19 protein-coding genes are annotated in these 17315 nt (G+C 45.2%); 18 read left to right on the forward strand and 1 reads right to left on the reverse strand.

Features of this window, described 5'->3' with window-relative positions:
- Positions 1 to 232 precede the first annotated feature (232 nt).
- From ACTNB3_RS03335 to ACTNB3_RS03395, 13 genes are all read left to right on the forward strand, one after another.
- Complete coding sequence (locus ACTNB3_RS03335; protein WP_441024506.1) at positions 233 to 1390, forward strand: NlpC/P60 family protein; 1158 nt, start codon at positions 233 to 235, stop codon at positions 1388 to 1390.
- Between the two features lie 117 nt (positions 1391 to 1507).
- A complete protein-coding gene (gene ispH / locus ACTNB3_RS03340) occupies positions 1508 to 2383 on the forward strand; it encodes a 4-hydroxy-3-methylbut-2-enyl diphosphate reductase (RefSeq protein WP_427806374.1) in 876 nt (291 codons plus the stop codon).
- On the forward strand, positions 2364 to 3452 hold the full coding sequence (gene rpsA / locus ACTNB3_RS03345) for a 30S ribosomal protein S1 (RefSeq protein WP_427819218.1): 1089 nt from the start codon (positions 2364 to 2366) through the stop codon (positions 3450 to 3452). Before ispH ends, rpsA begins: the two co-directional genes overlap by 20 nt.
- A 211-nt stretch (positions 3453 to 3663) precedes the next feature.
- Positions 3664 to 4983 (forward strand): electron transport complex subunit RsxC, encoded by a 1320-nt coding sequence (gene rsxC / locus ACTNB3_RS03350; RefSeq protein WP_441015964.1) that lies wholly within the window; start codon positions 3664 to 3666, stop codon positions 4981 to 4983.
- Positions 4984 to 5013: 30 nt separating this feature from the next.
- Positions 5014 to 5985, forward strand: a complete 972-nt coding sequence (locus ACTNB3_RS03355; protein ID WP_441024507.1) for an RnfABCDGE type electron transport complex subunit D — start codon at positions 5014 to 5016, stop codon at positions 5983 to 5985.
- Positions 5985 to 6587: an RnfABCDGE type electron transport complex subunit G gene (locus ACTNB3_RS03360; protein ID WP_441024508.1), complete on the forward strand. Its 603-nt coding sequence runs from the start codon at positions 5985 to 5987 to the stop codon at positions 6585 to 6587. The genes ACTNB3_RS03355 and ACTNB3_RS03360 overlap by 1 nt, the downstream gene beginning before the upstream one ends.
- Entirely contained in the window at positions 6580 to 7281 is a 702-nt protein-coding gene (gene rsxE / locus ACTNB3_RS03365; protein WP_441024509.1) for an electron transport complex subunit RsxE, read from the forward strand. Before ACTNB3_RS03360 ends, rsxE begins: the two co-directional genes overlap by 8 nt.
- Positions 7282 to 7293: 12 nt before the next feature.
- Entirely contained in the window at positions 7294 to 7869 is a 576-nt protein-coding gene (rsxA, locus tag ACTNB3_RS03370) for an electron transport complex subunit RsxA (protein ID WP_427806368.1), read from the forward strand.
- Positions 7870 to 7881: 12 nt separating this feature from the next.
- Positions 7882 to 8673 carry an RnfABCDGE type electron transport complex subunit B gene (locus ACTNB3_RS03375; protein WP_441024510.1) on the forward strand — a complete coding sequence of 264 codons (792 nt, stop codon included), beginning with the start codon at positions 7882 to 7884 and terminating at the stop codon, positions 8671 to 8673.
- 1 nt (position 8674) lies between these two features.
- Complete coding sequence (locus ACTNB3_RS03380; RefSeq protein ID WP_441015967.1) at positions 8675 to 9148, forward strand: DUF2752 domain-containing protein; 474 nt, start codon at positions 8675 to 8677, stop codon at positions 9146 to 9148.
- Between the two features lie 116 nt (positions 9149 to 9264).
- Positions 9265 to 9963 carry a hypothetical protein gene (locus ACTNB3_RS03385; RefSeq protein ID WP_441024511.1) on the forward strand — a complete coding sequence of 233 codons (699 nt, stop codon included), beginning with the start codon at positions 9265 to 9267 and terminating at the stop codon, positions 9961 to 9963.
- A 351-nt stretch (positions 9964 to 10314) separates the two neighbouring features.
- Positions 10315 to 11022, forward strand: coding sequence for a response regulator transcription factor (locus ACTNB3_RS03390; protein WP_427806483.1), 708 nt, complete (start codon positions 10315 to 10317; stop codon positions 11020 to 11022).
- A complete protein-coding gene (locus ACTNB3_RS03395) occupies positions 10994 to 13138 on the forward strand; it encodes a sensor histidine kinase (RefSeq protein ID WP_441024513.1) in 2145 nt (714 codons plus the stop codon). Before ACTNB3_RS03390 ends, ACTNB3_RS03395 begins: the two co-directional genes overlap by 29 nt.
- A 30-nt stretch (positions 13139 to 13168) precedes the next feature.
- Here the strand turns inward: ACTNB3_RS03395 and ACTNB3_RS03400 are convergent, their stop codons facing one another.
- Entirely contained in the window at positions 13169 to 14149 is a 981-nt protein-coding gene (locus ACTNB3_RS03400; RefSeq protein WP_427819226.1) for an FAD:protein FMN transferase, read from the reverse strand.
- Between the two features lie 120 nt (positions 14150 to 14269).
- Between ACTNB3_RS03400 and ACTNB3_RS03405 the strand changes: the two genes are divergently transcribed.
- The 5 genes from ACTNB3_RS03405 (at position 14270) to zapA (ending at position 17311) form a co-directional block, all read left to right on the forward strand.
- The gene (locus ACTNB3_RS03405; protein ID WP_441024514.1) at positions 14270 to 14647 is read left to right on the forward strand and encodes a NusG domain II-containing protein; all 378 of its coding nucleotides are present in this window, start codon (positions 14270 to 14272) and stop codon (positions 14645 to 14647) included.
- 11 nt (positions 14648 to 14658) lie between these two features.
- Entirely contained in the window at positions 14659 to 15174 is a 516-nt protein-coding gene (locus ACTNB3_RS03410) for a Gx transporter family protein (RefSeq protein ID WP_441024515.1), read from the forward strand.
- Positions 15171 to 15782, forward strand: a complete 612-nt coding sequence (ruvA, locus tag ACTNB3_RS03415) for a Holliday junction branch migration protein RuvA (RefSeq protein ID WP_441024516.1) — start codon at positions 15171 to 15173, stop codon at positions 15780 to 15782. The genes ACTNB3_RS03410 and ruvA overlap by 4 nt, the downstream gene beginning before the upstream one ends.
- A gap of 10 nt (positions 15783 to 15792) precedes the next feature.
- Positions 15793 to 16782 carry a Holliday junction branch migration DNA helicase RuvB gene (ruvB, locus tag ACTNB3_RS03420; protein ID WP_427806359.1) on the forward strand — a complete coding sequence of 330 codons (990 nt, stop codon included), beginning with the start codon at positions 15793 to 15795 and terminating at the stop codon, positions 16780 to 16782.
- Between the two features lie 115 nt (positions 16783 to 16897).
- Positions 16898 to 17311, forward strand: a complete 414-nt coding sequence (zapA, locus tag ACTNB3_RS03425) for a cell division protein ZapA (RefSeq protein ID WP_427806358.1) — start codon at positions 16898 to 16900, stop codon at positions 17309 to 17311.
- Positions 17312 to 17315 lie beyond the last annotated feature (4 nt).

The following is a 17315-nucleotide window of genomic DNA, read 5'->3' on the forward strand; positions in this document are numbered from 1 at the left end:
TCTCTTTTTCTTTATATAAATGCTTTATAAAAATGTTACATAAATGTTAAAAAATATTGCAAATCTTTGAGAGTTGCTATATAATAGTTTTGATTAAAAGAATAATTAAGGAAGTTTTAAGAAACTGAGATACTCTGATACGAAAAGCCTTGAAAATATGTGTCGTTTAGTGTATGCTTAATTCGTATGGGGTATAAATTTTAGATTTTAATAGAATAAGGTGGGTAACAATATGAAGAATAAATTTTTTCGTACACTCGTAGCATCGCTTGTTGTGAGTTCTTGTATTGTAACAACCGTGGGCGCTGCTCCGGATGCGGATACGATTAAGGAACAGAGAGATTCGGTACAGAGTCAGGTCAATTCTCTTCAGAGCCAGTTGACTGAAGTGCTTACAGAGATTAATGATCTGGAACGCCAGCTGATTGCAACCGGAGAACAGATCACACAGGCGACTGAAGATCTGGCGGAAGCTGAGGAAAAAGAGAAAGAACAGTATGAGGCCATGAAGCTTCGTATCAAGTATATGTACGAAGAAGGCAATAATACAGTGCTGGAGAAGATATTTACTTCCGGAAGCATCGGTGAGATGCTGAGTCAGGCTGAGTATATTCAGAATGTACATAAATATGACAGAGATCAGCTCAATGAATATGTTGAGACAAAAGAAAAGATTGCTGATTTGAAGGAACAGCTTGAAGAAGAGCAGAAGGAGCTCGAGGCGACACAGGAAGAATTTACGGCTAAGAAGGAATCCTTGAATGCGACTCTGGAAGAGAAGAAAGAAGAGGTTGCAGATCTCGATGCGCAATTCCAGGCGGCAGTAGAAGCTGCGGCTAAGGAAGCAGAAGAAAAGGCACGCAAAGAACGTGAGGCGGCGGAAGCAGCAGCTGCTGCTGAGAAGAATAACAGCAACAAGAATAACAGTAATAATAATAGTAACAATAATAATAGTAACAATAATAGTAACAATAATAGTAACAATAATACTTCGAAGCCGAGTACCCCGTCGAACAATGGCGGAAGCAGCAGTACAAGCGGAGGCGGAACGGGCGATACCAGTGTGGCACAGGTAATCGTGAACGCGGCATACAGTCAGCTTGGAACGCCGTATGTGTGGGGCGGGACAAGCCCGGGTGTCGGCCTTGACTGTTCCGGACTTACCCAGTACTGCCACAGAGTAGCTGGAATCTCGATTCCAAGAGTATCAGGTGATCAGGGGGCAGGCGGCAAAGCGGTTTCCAGCCCGCTGCCGGGTGATATTGTATGTTATTCCGGACATGTTGGAATCTACATCGGTAACGGTCAGATGATTCATGCACCGGAACCGGGAGACGTAGTAAAAATCCAGAGTGTATACGGAAATCCATGGTACAGAAGATACTGGTAAAAAAACATTGAGAAAAAAGAGTCGGAATCCTGGCAGAACTATCTGTCAGGATTTTTAGTTACCATGCATATGAGAAAAAGCAGTTGTAATAATTCATGTAGAAAGGAAAATCGTCAGATGAGAGTAATAACAGCGAAGAGTGCCGGCTTCTGTTTTGGAGTAAAGCGGGCAGTGGAAACAGTATATAAACAGCTTGAACTGGAAACAGAAAAGCAGATATATACATATGGTCCGATTATCCATAATGAAGAAGTTGTGAAGGATTTGGAAGAACGCGGGGTAAAAGTAATACGAAGTGAGGAAGAACTGGAAAAACTGACAGAGGGTCTTGTGATCATACGATCACATGGTGTTCCCAAAAGAATTTGTGACATGCTGGAGAAGAGGGGAGTTTCATATGTGGATGCCACCTGTCCGTTTGTCAAAAGGATTCATAAAATTGTATCAGAAGAAAGTGAAAGAGGAAGCTATATTGTGATTGTCGGAGATCCAGAGCATCCGGAAGTGCAGGGAATCCGCGGATGGGCTAAGGATAATGTAAGCGTGATTCAGAATGCGGAGGAAGCACAAAAATTTTCGCTGAATTCTTGTGGGAATGCGATACCATGTAGACAGAAAGTCTGTGTAGTGGCACAAACGACATTTAATTACAATAAATTCAAAGATTTAGTTGAAATTATTTCAGAAAAGGGTTATGATATAAGTGTTTTAAATACGATTTGCAATGCTACGAAGGAGCGTCAGACAGAAGCCAGGAGCATTGCGGAAGAGGTGGATGCTATGATTGTAATCGGTGACAAGCATAGTTCCAATACCCAAAAGCTATTTGAAATATGTAAAAAAGCATGTAACAATACGTACTATATACAGACACTTGGCGATTTGGATACGAATCAATTAAGGTCCGTGGAAACAGTAGGTATTACAGCAGGGGCATCCACGCCCAACAATATAATTGAGGAGGTTCAAAATAATGTCAGAATTAACTTTTGAACAAATGTTAGAAGAATCATTTAAAACAATTCATAATGGAGAGGTTGTAGATGGCACTGTAATCGATGTGAAACCGGACGAGATTATTCTGAATATCGGATACAAGGCCGACGGTATCATCACCAGAAGTGAATACACGAATGAGTCAGGATTAGACCTTACAACAGTTGTATCTGTTGGAGACACAATGACTGTAAAAGTGCTGAAAGTAAATGATGGAGAAGGACAGGTTCTTCTTACATACAAGAGACTTGCAGCTGAGAAGGGCAATGAAAGATTAAAAGAAGCATTCGAGAACAAAGAAGTTCTGAAAGCAACCGTTACACAGATCCTTGGCGGCGGATTAAGTGTTGTTGTAGATGAAGCAAGAGTATTTATTCCTGCAAGTCTTGTGTCAGATACTTATGAGAAAGATTTATCAAAGTATCAGGATCAGGAGATTGAGTTTGTGATCAGCGAGTTCAATCCGAGAAGAAATCGTATCATCGGTGATAGAAGACAATTGCTCGTAGCAGAGAAGGCTGAGAAGCAGAAAGAGCTCTTTGCAAAGCTGAAAGTTGGCGATACGGTTGAGGGTACTGTTAAAAACGTGACAGACTTCGGTGCATTTATCGATCTCGGCGGAGTGGACGGATTGCTTCATATTTCTGAGATGTCTTGGGGAAGAGTAGAAAATCCGAAGAAAGTATTTACAGTAGGTGAGACTCTGAAAGTACTTGTGAAAGATATCCGCGATACAAAGATTGCGCTCAGCTTGAAATTCCCGGAGACAAATCCGTGGGCAAATGCAGCAGAAGATTACGCTGTAGGTAAAGAAGTAACCGGAAAAGTGGCAAGAATGACTGATTTTGGCGCATTTGTTGAGCTGGCACCTGGTGTTGACGCATTACTTCATGTATCTCAGATTTCCAGAGCACATGTTGAGAAGCCGTCTGATGTTCTTTCTGTTGGTCAGGAGATTACAGCTAAGGTTGTAGATTTGAATGAAGCTGAGAAGAAGATCAGCCTTAGCATGAAAGCACTGGAGAATGCAGAAGTGCAGGCAGCGGAAGCACCGGTTGAAGAATAGAATTTTAGAAAATTCAAGTGAATATGATGGGATTTTTATACAAAAAGAGACTGGAAACAGTCTCTTTTTGCGTCTATAAAATGTTAAAAAAACATCAAGATGTTTCTCAAAATGTACAATAAATTTGTGCATTTTACTGGAATTGTTCTTGAGTTTTCGGTATAGTTAGAGCAAGTCAACAAGGAGAAATAAGGAAGGAAGGAAATTGATTATGGGACTTTTGACATTTAAAGGCGGAGTTCATCCGAATGACGGCAAAAGCTTTGCAAAGGACAAGGAAATTGTAGAACTGTTGCCGAAAGGCGATCTTGTGTATCCGCTTTCCCAACACATCGGGGCGCCGGCAAGCCCGGTTGTCAAAAAAGGCGATCATGTCCTGAAAGGGCAGATGATTGCCGAAGCGGGTGGATTTGTATCTGCGCCGATTTATGCGTCCGTGTCGGGAACTGTAAAAGCAATTGAGCCGCATGTGAACCCGACCGGTGCAAAAGTGAATTGCATTGTAATTGAAAATGATGGTCAGTATGAAGAGGTGGAATATCCTCCGGTAAAACCACTTTCAGAACTGACAAAAGAAGAGATTCTGAATATGATCGCGAATGCCGGTATTGTAGGTATGGGTGGGGCCGGATTCCCGACCCGTGTGAAGCTCTCACCGAAAGAACCGGAGAAGATCGATTACATCATAGCGAACTGTGCAGAATGTGAACCGTATATCACGGCAGACTACAGAAGGATGATGGAGACTCCGGAACTTCTGGTAGAAGGCATGAAAGTTATTCTCAAGTTGTTTGACAATGCAAAAGGTATTTTTGGTGTGGAAGATAACAAACCGGATTGTATCGCAAAACTCAAAGAACTGGTTAAAGACGAACCGCGTATGGAAGTAAAGACATTGATGACAAAATATCCGCAGGGTGCAGAACGTCAGCTGATCTATGCAACCACTGGACGCGCCATCAACTCTACGATGCTCCCGGCCGACGCAGGATGTGTGGTGGACAATGTAGAAACTGTCATCAGTATTTACAACGCGGTTGTGAAGGGAATCCCGTCTATGGAGCGTGTTGTGACCGTGAGTGGTGACGGCGTTGCAAATCCGGGAAATTATAAAGTCCTTTTTGGTACCAATCAGAGAGAATTGGTAGAAGCAGCAGGCGGATTGAAGGAAGGATGCGAAAAGGTGATTTCCGGCGGACCGATGATGGGATTTGCCATGTATACGCTTGACACACCGATTACGAAAACATCGTCTTCTATTCTCTGTCTTTCCAAAGACGAAGTATCTGCAAGTACGGCGACCGCATGTATCAACTGCGGAAGATGTGTGGAGGCCTGCCCAAGCCGAATCATACCGTCCAGACTTGCGGATCTTGCAGAACGTCATGATGAAGCAGGATTTGTCAAGATGAACGGACTGGAATGTGTGGAATGTGGTTCATGCAGTTATGTCTGTCCGGCAAAGCGCCATCTGAAGCAGGCAATCGGCTCCATGAGAAAGACTGCACTTGCAAATAAAAAGAAAAAATAGAACAGTACAGAGAGGAAGAGGTGAACAAAAGTGAGTGAACAATTGAAAATTTCATCTTCACCACATATTCGTTCCAAAGCGACGACCAGTAATATTATGATGTGGGTTGCAATCGCACTTCTGCCGGCGACCGCCTTTGGAATCTATAATTTCCGTGACACACATGCATGGCTTGTTGTGATCGTGACGACAGCAGCAGCAGTACTTACGGAATATATTTATGAGAAACTGATGCACAAACCGATCACGATCAAAGATTTCAGTGCAGTTGTCACAGGACTTCTGCTTGCACTGAACCTTCCGCCGACAGCACCACTTTGGATGGGAGTTCTCGGAAGCGTATTTGCAATCCTGGTCGTAAAGCAGCTGTTTGGAGGACTGGGACAGAACTTTATGAACCCGGCACTTGCTGCAAGATGTTTCCTGCTGATTTCTTTTACCGGCAGAATGACATCCTTTACATATGACGGGATTTCAGGTGCCACACCGCTTGCGGCTATCCGCGCAAATGTGGAAGCAGGCAACAGTGCACTGGCAGGAGTGAACAGCATGGATATGCTCCTTGGAAAGATCGGAGGAATGATCGGTGAGACTTCTGTGATCGCAATTATGATTGGCGCGATTATTCTGATTCTTATGGGAATTATCGATCTTCGTATTCCGGGAACTTATATCGTGACATTTGCATTATTCATTGGAATTTTCGGCGGATTTGTTGATGGAATCGGATTTTTCAACATTCCTTACATGACAGCACAGCTCTGCGGCGGCGGTCTGATGCTTGGAGCGTGGTTCATGGCAACCGATTACGTGACATCGCCGATTACGAAGAAGGGACAGATCGTATATGGAATCATTCTTGGTGTTCTGACCGGAATCTTCCGTTTGTTCGGAGGGGCCGCAGAGGGCGTATCCTACGCGATCATCTTCAGTAACCTTTTGGTTCCGCTGATCGAAAGAGTTACTCTTCCAAAACCATTCGGTAAAGGAGGAGAAAAATAATGAATAAAATATTAAAAAATACATTGATCCTTACCGCGATTACCGTGATTGCCGGTACGGCTCTCGGACTGGTATATGAAATAACAAAAGATCCGATTGCAAAGGCAGAAGCTGATGCAAAGCAGGAAGCCTGCCAGACGGTTTTCCCGGAAGCAGATACATTTGAAGAAGTGGAAGTTGATTCGGATGCGGCGGCGAAGGCGGTAGAAAGCATGGGAACCAATGCAACGGTCGATGAAGTGTATGTGGCAAAAATGGGCGGTGATGAAGCAGGATATGTGATCACTACAACAGATAAAGACGGATACGGTGGAAATATTCAGATTTCTGTTGGAATCATGAATGACGGAACCATGAACGGTATCTCCATTCTGTCGATCGGTGAGACGGCAGGTCTCGGTATGCGTGCGACAGAGCCGGAATTCTATAATCAGTATGCAGAGAAGAAGACAGACAAGTTCTATGTTGCCAAGGATGGCGGAGAGAGTGAGCCGATTGATGCACTCAGTGGTGCAACGATCACCAGCCGTGCCGTGACCGGAGCCGTCAACACAGCACTTGGTTATTTTCAGAATGCGTTAGGAGGTAGTGGAAATGAATAGTTGTACCGAAAGATTATATAATGGTTTAATTAAAGAAAATCCGACCTTCGTCATGATGCTTGGTATGTGTCCGACACTTGCGGTAACGACTTCTGCGATCAACGGTATCGGAATGGGACTTTCCACTACGGTTGTACTGGTACTCTCGAACATGCTGATTTCCATGCTCCGAAAAGTAATTCCGGATTCAGTCAGAATGCCTGCATTTATCGTAATTGTGGCATCATTTGTAACAATGGTGCAGTTCCTTCTGCAGGGCTTTGTTCCTTCACTGTATGATTCGCTTGGAATCTATATCCCGCTGATCGTAGTAAACTGTATCATTCTGGGACGTGCAGAAAGTTATGCTTCCAAGAATCCGGTACTTCCGTCTATCTTTGACGGTATCGGAATGGGACTTGGATTTACATTTGGTCTTACCTGTATCGCAATCGTGCGTGAACTGATCGGATCCGGAAAAATCTTCGGAATCCAGATCATGCCGAGTTTCTATGAGCCGGTCACCATCTTTATTCTTGCACCTGGTGCATTCCTGGTACTTGCGTTCCTTGTTGCAGCACGCAGCAAGATCATGAAGAAGATGGCAGCAAAAGGCAAAGAAGTTCCGAAAGCACAGGGATGTGCAGAAGGCGGATGTGCGTCATGCGGCGGCTGTGAAGGAAAAGTTTTCCCGACAGGCCAGGAAAAAGAATAGGAGGAATACGAGATGAAAGAATTACTTATTATTGCGATTGGTTCAGCACTTGTAAATAACGTAGTCCTCAGCCAGTTCCTGGGAATCTGTCCGTTCCTCGGAGTTTCCAAGAAGATCGAGACAGCTGCAGGTATGGGAGGAGCCGTTATCTTCGTTATTACGATTGCATCATTTATCACCAGTTTGATTTACCGTTTTATCTTGATGCCGACAGGGTTCGAATACCTTCAGACGATTGTATTTATCCTTGTCATTGCAGCACTGGTACAGTTTGTAGAAATGTTCCTGAAGAAAACGATGCCTCCGCTTTACAATGCACTTGGTGTGTATCTTCCGCTGATCACAACAAACTGTGCAGTACTTGGAGTTGCACTCACGAACGTACAGAAGGAATATACCATTCTGGAAGGTGTGGTAAATGGTTTTGCAACAGCACTTGGATTCACGATCGCCATCGTCATCATGGCCGGTGTTCGTGAGAAAATCGAATACAATGATATCAGCGAGTCTTTCCAGGGAACACCGATCGTACTGCTTACGGCAGCACTTATGTCCATCGCGTTCTTTGGATTCTCCGGAATCATATAGGAGGACCGGATTATGAGTATAACAGGAATTTTAGTTGCTGCACTCATCGTGGGCGGCACCGGCCTTTTCATCGGTGTCTTCCTCGGAGTTGCAGGTAAAAAATTTGCGGTAGAAGTTGATGAAACAGAACAGGCAATTCTGGAAGCACTGCCGGGCAATAACTGTGGCGGATGCGGATACGCGGGATGTTCAGGACTTGCGGCAGCCATTACGAAAGGTGAGGCACCACATAACCGCTGTCCGGTCGGAGGAGCTCCGGTAGCAGAAAAGATTGCCGCAATTCTCGGAACCGACGCAGGAGAAACGGTCCGTCAGACTGCATTTGTCAAATGTGCCGGAACCTGCGGCAAGGCAAAACAGGCCTATGACTATACAGGAATTGAAGACTGTGTTATGGCGAGCCAGATGCAGAACGGCGGTCCGAAAGGATGTGGCTTCGGATGTCTCGGATTTGGAAGCTGTGTAAAAGCCTGTCAGTTCGATGCGATTCATGTGGTAGACGGCATTGCGGTAGTAGATCCGGAGAAATGTAAAGCCTGCGGAAGCTGTGTGAGCGCCTGTCCGAAACGCCTGATTGAGATTGTGCCATACGAACAGAAACATCTGGTTCAGTGCAGCTCCAGAGATAAAGGAAAAGATGTTATGAGCGTATGCTCTGTCGGATGTATCGGATGTAAGATGTGCGAGAAGGTCTGCGAATTCCAGGCAGTGACTGTGACAGGCAATATCGCCCACATTGACCCGGAAAAATGTACAAACTGCGGAAAATGTGCGGAAAAATGTCCGAAGAAGATTATTAAATAATATGAAGCATCAAATAAAAAAAGCAGCGAAGGTGATGGGAGAAGGACTCCTGCTCGTGTGGCAGGATGTCCGGAACCTGTGGCCTGTGCTGCTTGTTCTGGTATTGTATTTCCTTCTTGGAAAGTTTGTGCTTCACAGTCTCTGCCCCAGTGTGATCCTGACCGGATTTCCTTGCCCGGGCTGCGGCATGACGAGAGCGATGCTGTCAATCCTGAGAGGAGATTTCGCATCCGCATGGAGATTTCATCCGTTTTCCTACGTGCTTCTTATGTGGGCTGCGGCATTTGGAATACGAAGATACATCCTCCAGAAGGATGTCAAGATCCTGATGAAATGTCTGATCGTGATTCTGATCGGGATGCTGGTGTTTTATGTGTATCGGATGGTACGGTATTTTCCGGGAGAACCTCCGATGAGTTACGATGAGAGCAGCCGGCTGTATCGGTTATACAGACTTTGGAAAGGGAATGTATAAGCGTACATTTCCAGTGAAAGAGAAATGTGAAAGGTATGTGAAGAATGTTGTTTTTTAATATTTGCTGTGGTATTATGATACCAGTTTAAGTAGATGAATGACAGGAGGAATATACCATGGATAACGAGTTGGAGAACAAGGTATCGCAGGAAGAGAGCGTTTTAGATACACAGCCGGACTTGCAGCCGGAAGGGGTAGGTACTCCGGCGGAACTGACGGAGGCTGATGGAAACTGTACTGTAGGAGCAGAAGAAGCACAGATTACGGAAGACACATCGGTAACTGTACCACAGCAGGAGAAGCCTGTTTTGGAACAGACGGAGGTTAAACCGGATGAAGAGCCGGTTTACACGGATCCGAATGCGGACACAGTACATAAGCAGCAGACAGCGGGACATTATTCTTATGGAGATCCGAATATGGGATATTATGGAAATGCACAGCAGACAGGAGCGACGGGCAGTCAGTCGAACGGTGCGTCAGATCCCAATATGAATCAGAGCCAGAATGGTCAGAATTATAACACAAATTCTAATCAGGCACAGAAGATAAACTATAATCAGAATTACAACTTCCATCCTGGTCGTCAGACGAATGAAGCACCGCTTTCTATGGGCGAGTGGCTGCTTACTTTGCTGATCGGTGCAGTACCGTGCTTTGGAATCATCATTTACTGTATCTGGGCATTTGAGAAGAACGGCAATGTGAATCGTAGAAATTACTGCCGTGCATATCTGATTATGACTCTGATTGCTTTTGCAATTGTCATGATATTTGTTTTTGTTGCGATAATCGGAGCATTGCTTAGCTTCTAATTGAATAATAATTTTTATTGAAAAGGCCAGTCCGAGTGGGGAGTGGTCTTTTTCTTATTCTTAGAGGTTCCAAGTCTTGCCTGCCTGACGAGCACTATTTTTATAAACGAAAAAAGTTTGTATTTCTCCTGCAATTTCGTTCAATAAGAAACAGACAAAGTATTTGGAGAATAAACTTTAGAAAATCTTTAGCATTTTGTGCCGTGTTCTTTAAGAAGTCTCATCTATCCTATACGTAGAGCAAAAGAAAAACGTGTTTGCTTTACGGAGGTGAAAAAAAGTGTATAATATGAAAGTGTGACCTGGTACATTAGGTGCACGCAATGAATGGAAGAGATGAGGGAAAAGAACATGGAAATGAATCATGTATTAATAGTAGAAGATGACAAAGAAATCCGGGAAGGTGTTGAGATTTATCTGAAAAACCAGGGGTATGAGGTATTCCAGGCCGCGGACGGTGTTGAAGGTCTTAAGATGATAGAAAGAGAAGAAATTCATCTTGCGATCGTAGATGTGATGATGCCGAGAATGGATGGGATCACAATGACAATGAAGCTTCGTGAGAAACATGATTTCCCAGTGATCATGCTGTCAGCCAAATCGGAAGAAGTGGATAAGATCATGGGACTGAACATCGGAGCAGATGATTATGTTACGAAACCATTTACACCGATGGAGCTTTTAGCCCGGGTAAATTCACAGCTTCGGCGCTACCGGAGATTTGCAGAAAAATTAAACAAACAGAACGAAGGGAAGAATATACATGTCGTCGGTGGTCTTGAACTGAATGAGGACACTGTGGAAGTAACCGTAGACGGAGAACCGGTCAAACTGACACCGATCGAATATAAGATTCTTTTACTATTAATGAAGAATCCCGGAAGAGTATTTTCTTCCGAAGAGATTTATGAAAGAGTCTGGAATGAACGGGCGATCAATACGGATACGATCATGGTGCATGTGCGGAATATCCGTGAGAAGATTGAGAGCTGCCCGAAAGAACCAAAATATTTGAAGGTGGTGTGGGGCGTTGGATACAAAATTGAAAAACAGGCATAAACTTGCGATCGTGCTTATTGTTGCTGCACTTGCAGTTGTAAGCATCATTATGGTAGAGAATTATGGGAAATTCTACCGCGCTATGGAAGAAAGGCAGGAACTGGAGCAGGATTATTATCAGGATAAAGAAGAACTGATAAAGGAGATGCTCATGAGCAGTTATGTGCTCTATTATGCACAAGGCAAAGGGGACGATGCCTATGGATATCTTCCCAGGTCTGAATATACTGGGGTTTATCAGGTGTTTGAAGGGCTGGCTCCTTATGTGAATTATCAGATGGAAATAGCAAAAGAGACTACGACAGAAGATTCTGCTTCAAAGGATTCTGCTGCAGAGGATACCAATGCAGATGATTCCAAATCAACATCCGCTGAAACAGAGAATACAACCATTATTACGGATACGGAAGAAAACGATATTTTGAGAAAATGGGATCAATACGCATTTGGAGTTGCTTTTGGATATGATGAAAACGGAACGCCTTATTATCTTGACTGCATTGGGGACAGAGAAGAAGAGACAGAAAAAAGCATTCGCAGAATCATCGGCGAACTGACGGACTATCCGCTTTGTGACCCGATAATGGATAATGAACTTCCGGGAGCACCGGTTCATTCTGTATTCTACTTTGGAATGACGCAGGAAAATCTTGACTGCTATCTGGTGTCTCAGATCTATGTCAACGAGAGTGCACCGGATATCGAAGTATACACTTTCTTCGCTCTTGCCATGCTGATGATCCTTCTTGCCATGCTTCTGCCTCGCTTTAAGACGCTTCATACCGGGGAGGAACGCATATTCCACACACCATTTGAAGCGGTTCTGATTATTGGATGCTGTACCGTGGCGTGGATTTTGGATCACTGCGGATGGCTGGTGGCACGTAATACGGGAAGAGGATACTACCCGGAAGATTTTCTGATCTGGATGGCAGTGTTTGCTGTTGCATACTGGATCGGAGGATGCACAAGGCAGATCTACACACTTGGTATCAAGGGGTACCTAGCACAACGGGTACTATGTGTAAAGCTTTGGGAAAAATCCGGGCTTCGTTTGAAAAATATTTATGAATGGATCAAAGAAAAACTTCATCGGTTATACCACTCCTTTTATGATATCGATCTGAAAGAGAAGAATACCAAAGTGATCCTGAAGATCGTTGCGGTTAATTTTTGTATCCTTCTGATCTGTTGCATGATGTGGGTGTTCGGTATCTTTGCACTTTTAATCTATTCGCTCATTTTATTCTTTATCCTGCGGAAATGTTTTGATGATATCCGTACGAAATATGCGCTTCTGTTGGAAGCTACAGGAGAGATCGCAAAGGGCAATCTGGATGTGGAGATCAAGGAAGATCTGGGGATTTTCAGTCCGTTCCGCGAAGAGATACAGAAGATACAGAGTGGTTTCAAAAAAGCGGTCAAAGAAGAGGTGAAGAGCCAGCGTATGAAGACAGAGCTGATTACGAATGTGTCTCATGATCTGAAAACACCGCTCACGGCGATCATTACCTATGTGGATCTTTTGAAGGAAGAGACGGACGAAGAAAAGCGGAAATCCTATATCGATGTGCTGGATCAGAAATCCATGCGCCTGAAAGTACTGATCGAGGATCTGTTTGAGATCAGTAAAGCGAACAGCGACAATATTTCTCTGAATCTGGTTCAGGTCGATATTGTGAATCTGTTTAAACAGGTGGAACTGGAGCTGGATGAAAAAATCAAAGCGGCTGATCTGACACTGCGCACGGATTTTCCGGAAGAGAAAGTGAACCTTCTGCTGGACAGTCAGAAGACTTACCGGATTTTTGAGAATCTGCTGGTCAATGTGGCAAAATATGCGCTTGGGGGCACCCGCGTTTATGTAGAGATCCGAAAAGAAGAGAAGGAGGCTGTGATCCGGATCAAAAATATTTCTGCTACGGAGCTGAATTTCAATCCGGATGAGATCACAGACCGTTTCGTACGTGGGGATGTTTCCAGAAATACGGAAGGCTCCGGTCTGGGGCTTGCCATCGTGAAAAGTTTTGTGGAACTCCAGAAGGGAACCTTCGTCATAGAGACCGAAGCAGATCTCTTCAAGGCAGAGATCCGCTGGCCGCTTGTTCTAAATTAATAATTGCAGCCGAAGTGCACTGTTTCAGGTTTATTTCTTATATCCGCTGGAATAGTGCATTTCGTAGTCTGAGGTTATGAATACCGCTTCGGCAGCAGGTGTATCTTCGATCAGCTTCATACCTGCTTTTAGACCGAGTGCAAAACAGGTCGTGCTCAGTGCATCTGCTTCGGCGGAAGAGTCACAGATGATCGTAACGCTCAGAAGGTTATTTTCATACGGATAGCCGGTGACCGGATTCAGAATGTGATGGTACTGGACCCCGTCCTGTTCAAAATACCTCTGGTAAATGCCGGAAGTGACGGCGGATTTATCTTTCAGTTTTACGGAAGAAATCGTGACGCCGGTCTCTTCAAACGGCTTCTGGATCCCGATATTGAAACTGGTTCCGTCCGGTTTCCCGCCGAGTGCAAGTACATTTCCGCCGAGACTTATCAGCGCGTGTTTGACTCCCTGTCCCTTGAGATATTCCTTGAGGTGGTCGGCGATGTAGCCTTTTGCGATGCCGCCAAGGTCTACGCCGGATTTGACATCGGCAAGGCGGACGGTGTTTCCTTCTATCTTGACGTTCTGATAGCCGATATGATTCTTTGCTTCCGCAATGGCGCTGTCTGACGGGACAGAAGGAGAATCACTGCGGAATCCCCAGGCATCGATCAGCGGCGCGATGGTAATATCGAATTTACCCTCCGTGAGCTGGCTGTATTTCAGCCCGATCTCGATCGCCTCAATGGTTTCGCGGGAAAGCTCCACCGGCTGGCCTCCTGCATGATTCAGCTTGTATATCTCACTTTCTTCATTTGTCGGGCTGAAGAGAAGTTCGTATTTCTTACATAACTGCATACACTCGTCTAATATGTGGTCCGCATTTTTATCGTAGACCGTGATGGTGATCACTGTGTCAAAGAAGGTGGAAGTCCTGGAAGCAGGTTCATTTGAAATGCTGGAGCATCCGTTGACAAGGAGTATCGTAATGAGGAGCAGAATCCCCGGTAATTTCCATTTTTTCATAATTCCCTCCGAAATGTTATAATAGTATCATTATAAGGTGACTGCAGAGAAAAATCAATCGAACGTTTGGTTGCATTCGGGGATATGTTGTGCTAGAATAAACGGAAGAGAGGTGGAGTCATGGAGAATAAGAAGAATTTGAGAAAGAACGACTTGCTCTTATTGCTAATCGTGGTAGTTGTTGCAGCAGCGATCTGTGCGCTGAGATTCTGGCTCGGGGACAAGCATCCGGGCTATGTGACTGTGCGGATAGACGGTGAGGTCGTGGCATCCTATGATCTGTCGGAAAATCAGGAAGTGGAATTGAACGGAGGAACGAATACGATGCGGATCGAGGACGGTACGGTGAAGATGATTCAGGCCGACTGCCCGGATAAGCTCTGTATGAAGCAGAAAGCGATTTCTAAGAATCGGGAAAATATTATCTGTCTTCCGAATAATATCGTGCTCCAGATCGCAAATCAGGATGAATCGGAGCTGGATGCGGTTACGAATTAGGAGGCGGCAAATTGAGAACAAAAGTGGCATATTTCGGAGTGTTCACTGCACTGGCGCTGATCTTCAGTTATGTGGAAAGTATGATCCCTTTTCACATCGGAATTCCCGGAGTGAAGCTCGGACTGGCGAATTTGATTGTTGTGGTGGCTCTTTATAAGATGGGGACAGAGGAAGCATATGCACTGTCTGTTGCCCGAATCGTACTGTCCGGCTTCCTTTTTGCAAATCTTTTCAGTATCATTTACAGTCTGGCGGGAGGGATGCTCAGCCTTACGGTCATGGTTTTTCTGAAGAAGAAAGGCTGGTTCAGTGTATATGGTGTCAGCCTGGCGGGAGGAGTCATGCACAATGTGGGGCAGCTTCTGATCGCCATGCTGATCGTTGAGACATTCAGTGTTTCCTATTATCTTCCGGTGCTTCTGGTTGCGGGAGCAATCACCGGACTTGTGATAGGAATCCTGGCAGAGGCCATGCTGAAGAGGCTTGCGGGATTGGACATGGGAAGCAGGAAGGAGCAGAAGAGATGATTTCATATATTCGAGGAGAACTGGTCTATATCAGTGAAGATAAAGCAGTGGTTGATGTTGGAGGGGTGGGCTATGGCATTTTTATGCCGGCAAAGTCGTTGAGTCAGCTCCCGCCTTCGGGGAAAGAAGTGAAGATTCATACATATCTGAATGTGAAGGAGGATGCGATGCAGCTCTACGGCTTCCTCACCCGGGATGCGCTGGAAGTATTCCGGCTTGTGATTGGGGTGAGTGGAATCGGGCCGAAGGGCGGACTCGGGATCCTCTCACAGCTGACGCCCGATGAACTGCGGTTTGCGGTGATGGCGAACGATGTGAAGGCCATATCGGCAGCCCCCGGTATCGGGAAGAAGACGGCAGAGAAGTTGATCCTGGAACTGAAAGACAAGCTGAGTATTGAAGATGTGCTGACGCATCAGATGGAGGGAGAAGGAACTGTTCAGAACGCTTCTTCCTGCGGACAGGAAGTACAGTCTGATGCGGTGCAGGCGCTGACCGCGCTTGGATACGGAGGCACGGAAGCACTCCGCGCGGTGCGTCAGGTAGAGACGGATGAGAATACAACGGTAGAAGAACTGCTGAAAAAAGCACTGAAGTTTTTGATGTAAGGGGCGGCATATGGCGAAGAGAATTATTACAACCGAGAATCTGGAAGAAGACAAGAAGATAGAGAATCATTTAAGGCCTCAGCTATTGAAGGATTATATCGGCCAGGAGAAGGCAAAGGAGACTCTGAAGATCTACATTGAAGCGGCGAAGTCCAGGGGGGAATCCTTGGATCATGTACTGTTTTACGGGCCTCCGGGACTGGGAAAGACGACACTTGCCGGTATCATTGCGAATGAGATGGGAGTCAATATGAAGATCACCTCGGGCCCGGCTATCGAGAAGCCGGGAGAGATGGCGGCAATCCTGAATAATCTCCAGGAAGGGGATGTGCTTTTTGTAGATGAGATCCACAGGCTGAACCGGCAGGTGGAGGAAGTGCTGTATCCTGCCATGGAGGACTACGCGATTGATATTATGATCGGGAAGGGGGCGTCCGCTCGCTCCATACGGCTTGACCTTCCGAAGTTTACACTGGTTGGAGCGACCACGCGTGCCGGAATGCTTACCGCACCTCTTCGCGATCGTTTCGGAGTGGTCAACCGTCTGGAATTCTATACGGAACAGGAACTGCAGACGATCATCATGCGTTCCGCGAACGTACTGGATGTGGAAATTGACAAAAAAGGAGCACTTGAGCTGGCAAGGCGTTCCAGAGGGACTCCACGTCTTGCCAACCGCTTATTGAAGCGGGTAAGGGATTTCGCCCAGGTGAAATATGACGGGGTGATTACGGAAGAAGTGGCTTCTTACGCACTGGATCTTCTGGGAGTGGATCGTCAGGGACTGGATCATGTGGACCGGAATATTCTGCTGACGATGATCGAGAAATTTCAGGGAGGTCCGGTGGGACTTGATACGCTCGCCGCTTCGATTGGAGAGGATGCAGGAACGATTGAAGATGTTTATGAACCGTATCTTCTTAAAAATGGTCTGATTCAGAGAACACCGCGGGGAAGGGTCGTCACGGAGCTGGCATACCATCATCTGGGGCTGGAATAGACCTTAAAAACCAATGATTCGTTGAAATTTAGATAAAAAAATTGAAAAACAGTTGGTTTTTGTCTAAATATAGTATATAATGAAATGAGGAATTGAGCGGGTAAGGAGGTTCTTTATGGCATCGTCAAAAAATTACACAGAAGTTCTCATCGGTGGAAAGGTATTTACACTGAGCGGCTTTGAGAGCGAAGATTATCTACAGAAGGTGTCCACTTATCTGAACCATAAGATTGAAGAATGTACAAGCAGCGAGGGGTACCGCAAGCAGAGTGCGGAAGCCAGGAATGTACTTCTGGCACTTAACATTGCAGACGATTACTTCAAGGCCAAGAAGCAGGGTGGAGCCTTAGAGAGCGATATCGAAGCGAAAGACAAAGAGATGTACGACCTAAAGCATGAACTGATTTCCATTCAGATAAAGTATGAGAATGCTGAAAAGGCATTGGACAAGCTGAAAGAAGAGAACAGAGAATTACAGATGAAAATCGTACAGTTAGAAACTGAGATGAAAAATCACCGTAAGAAATAGACTG

The sequence above is a fragment of the Bariatricus sp. HCP28S3_D3 genome (assembly GCF_052065755.1).
Taxonomy (GTDB): Bacteria; Bacillota; Clostridia; order Lachnospirales; family Lachnospiraceae; genus Allocoprococcus.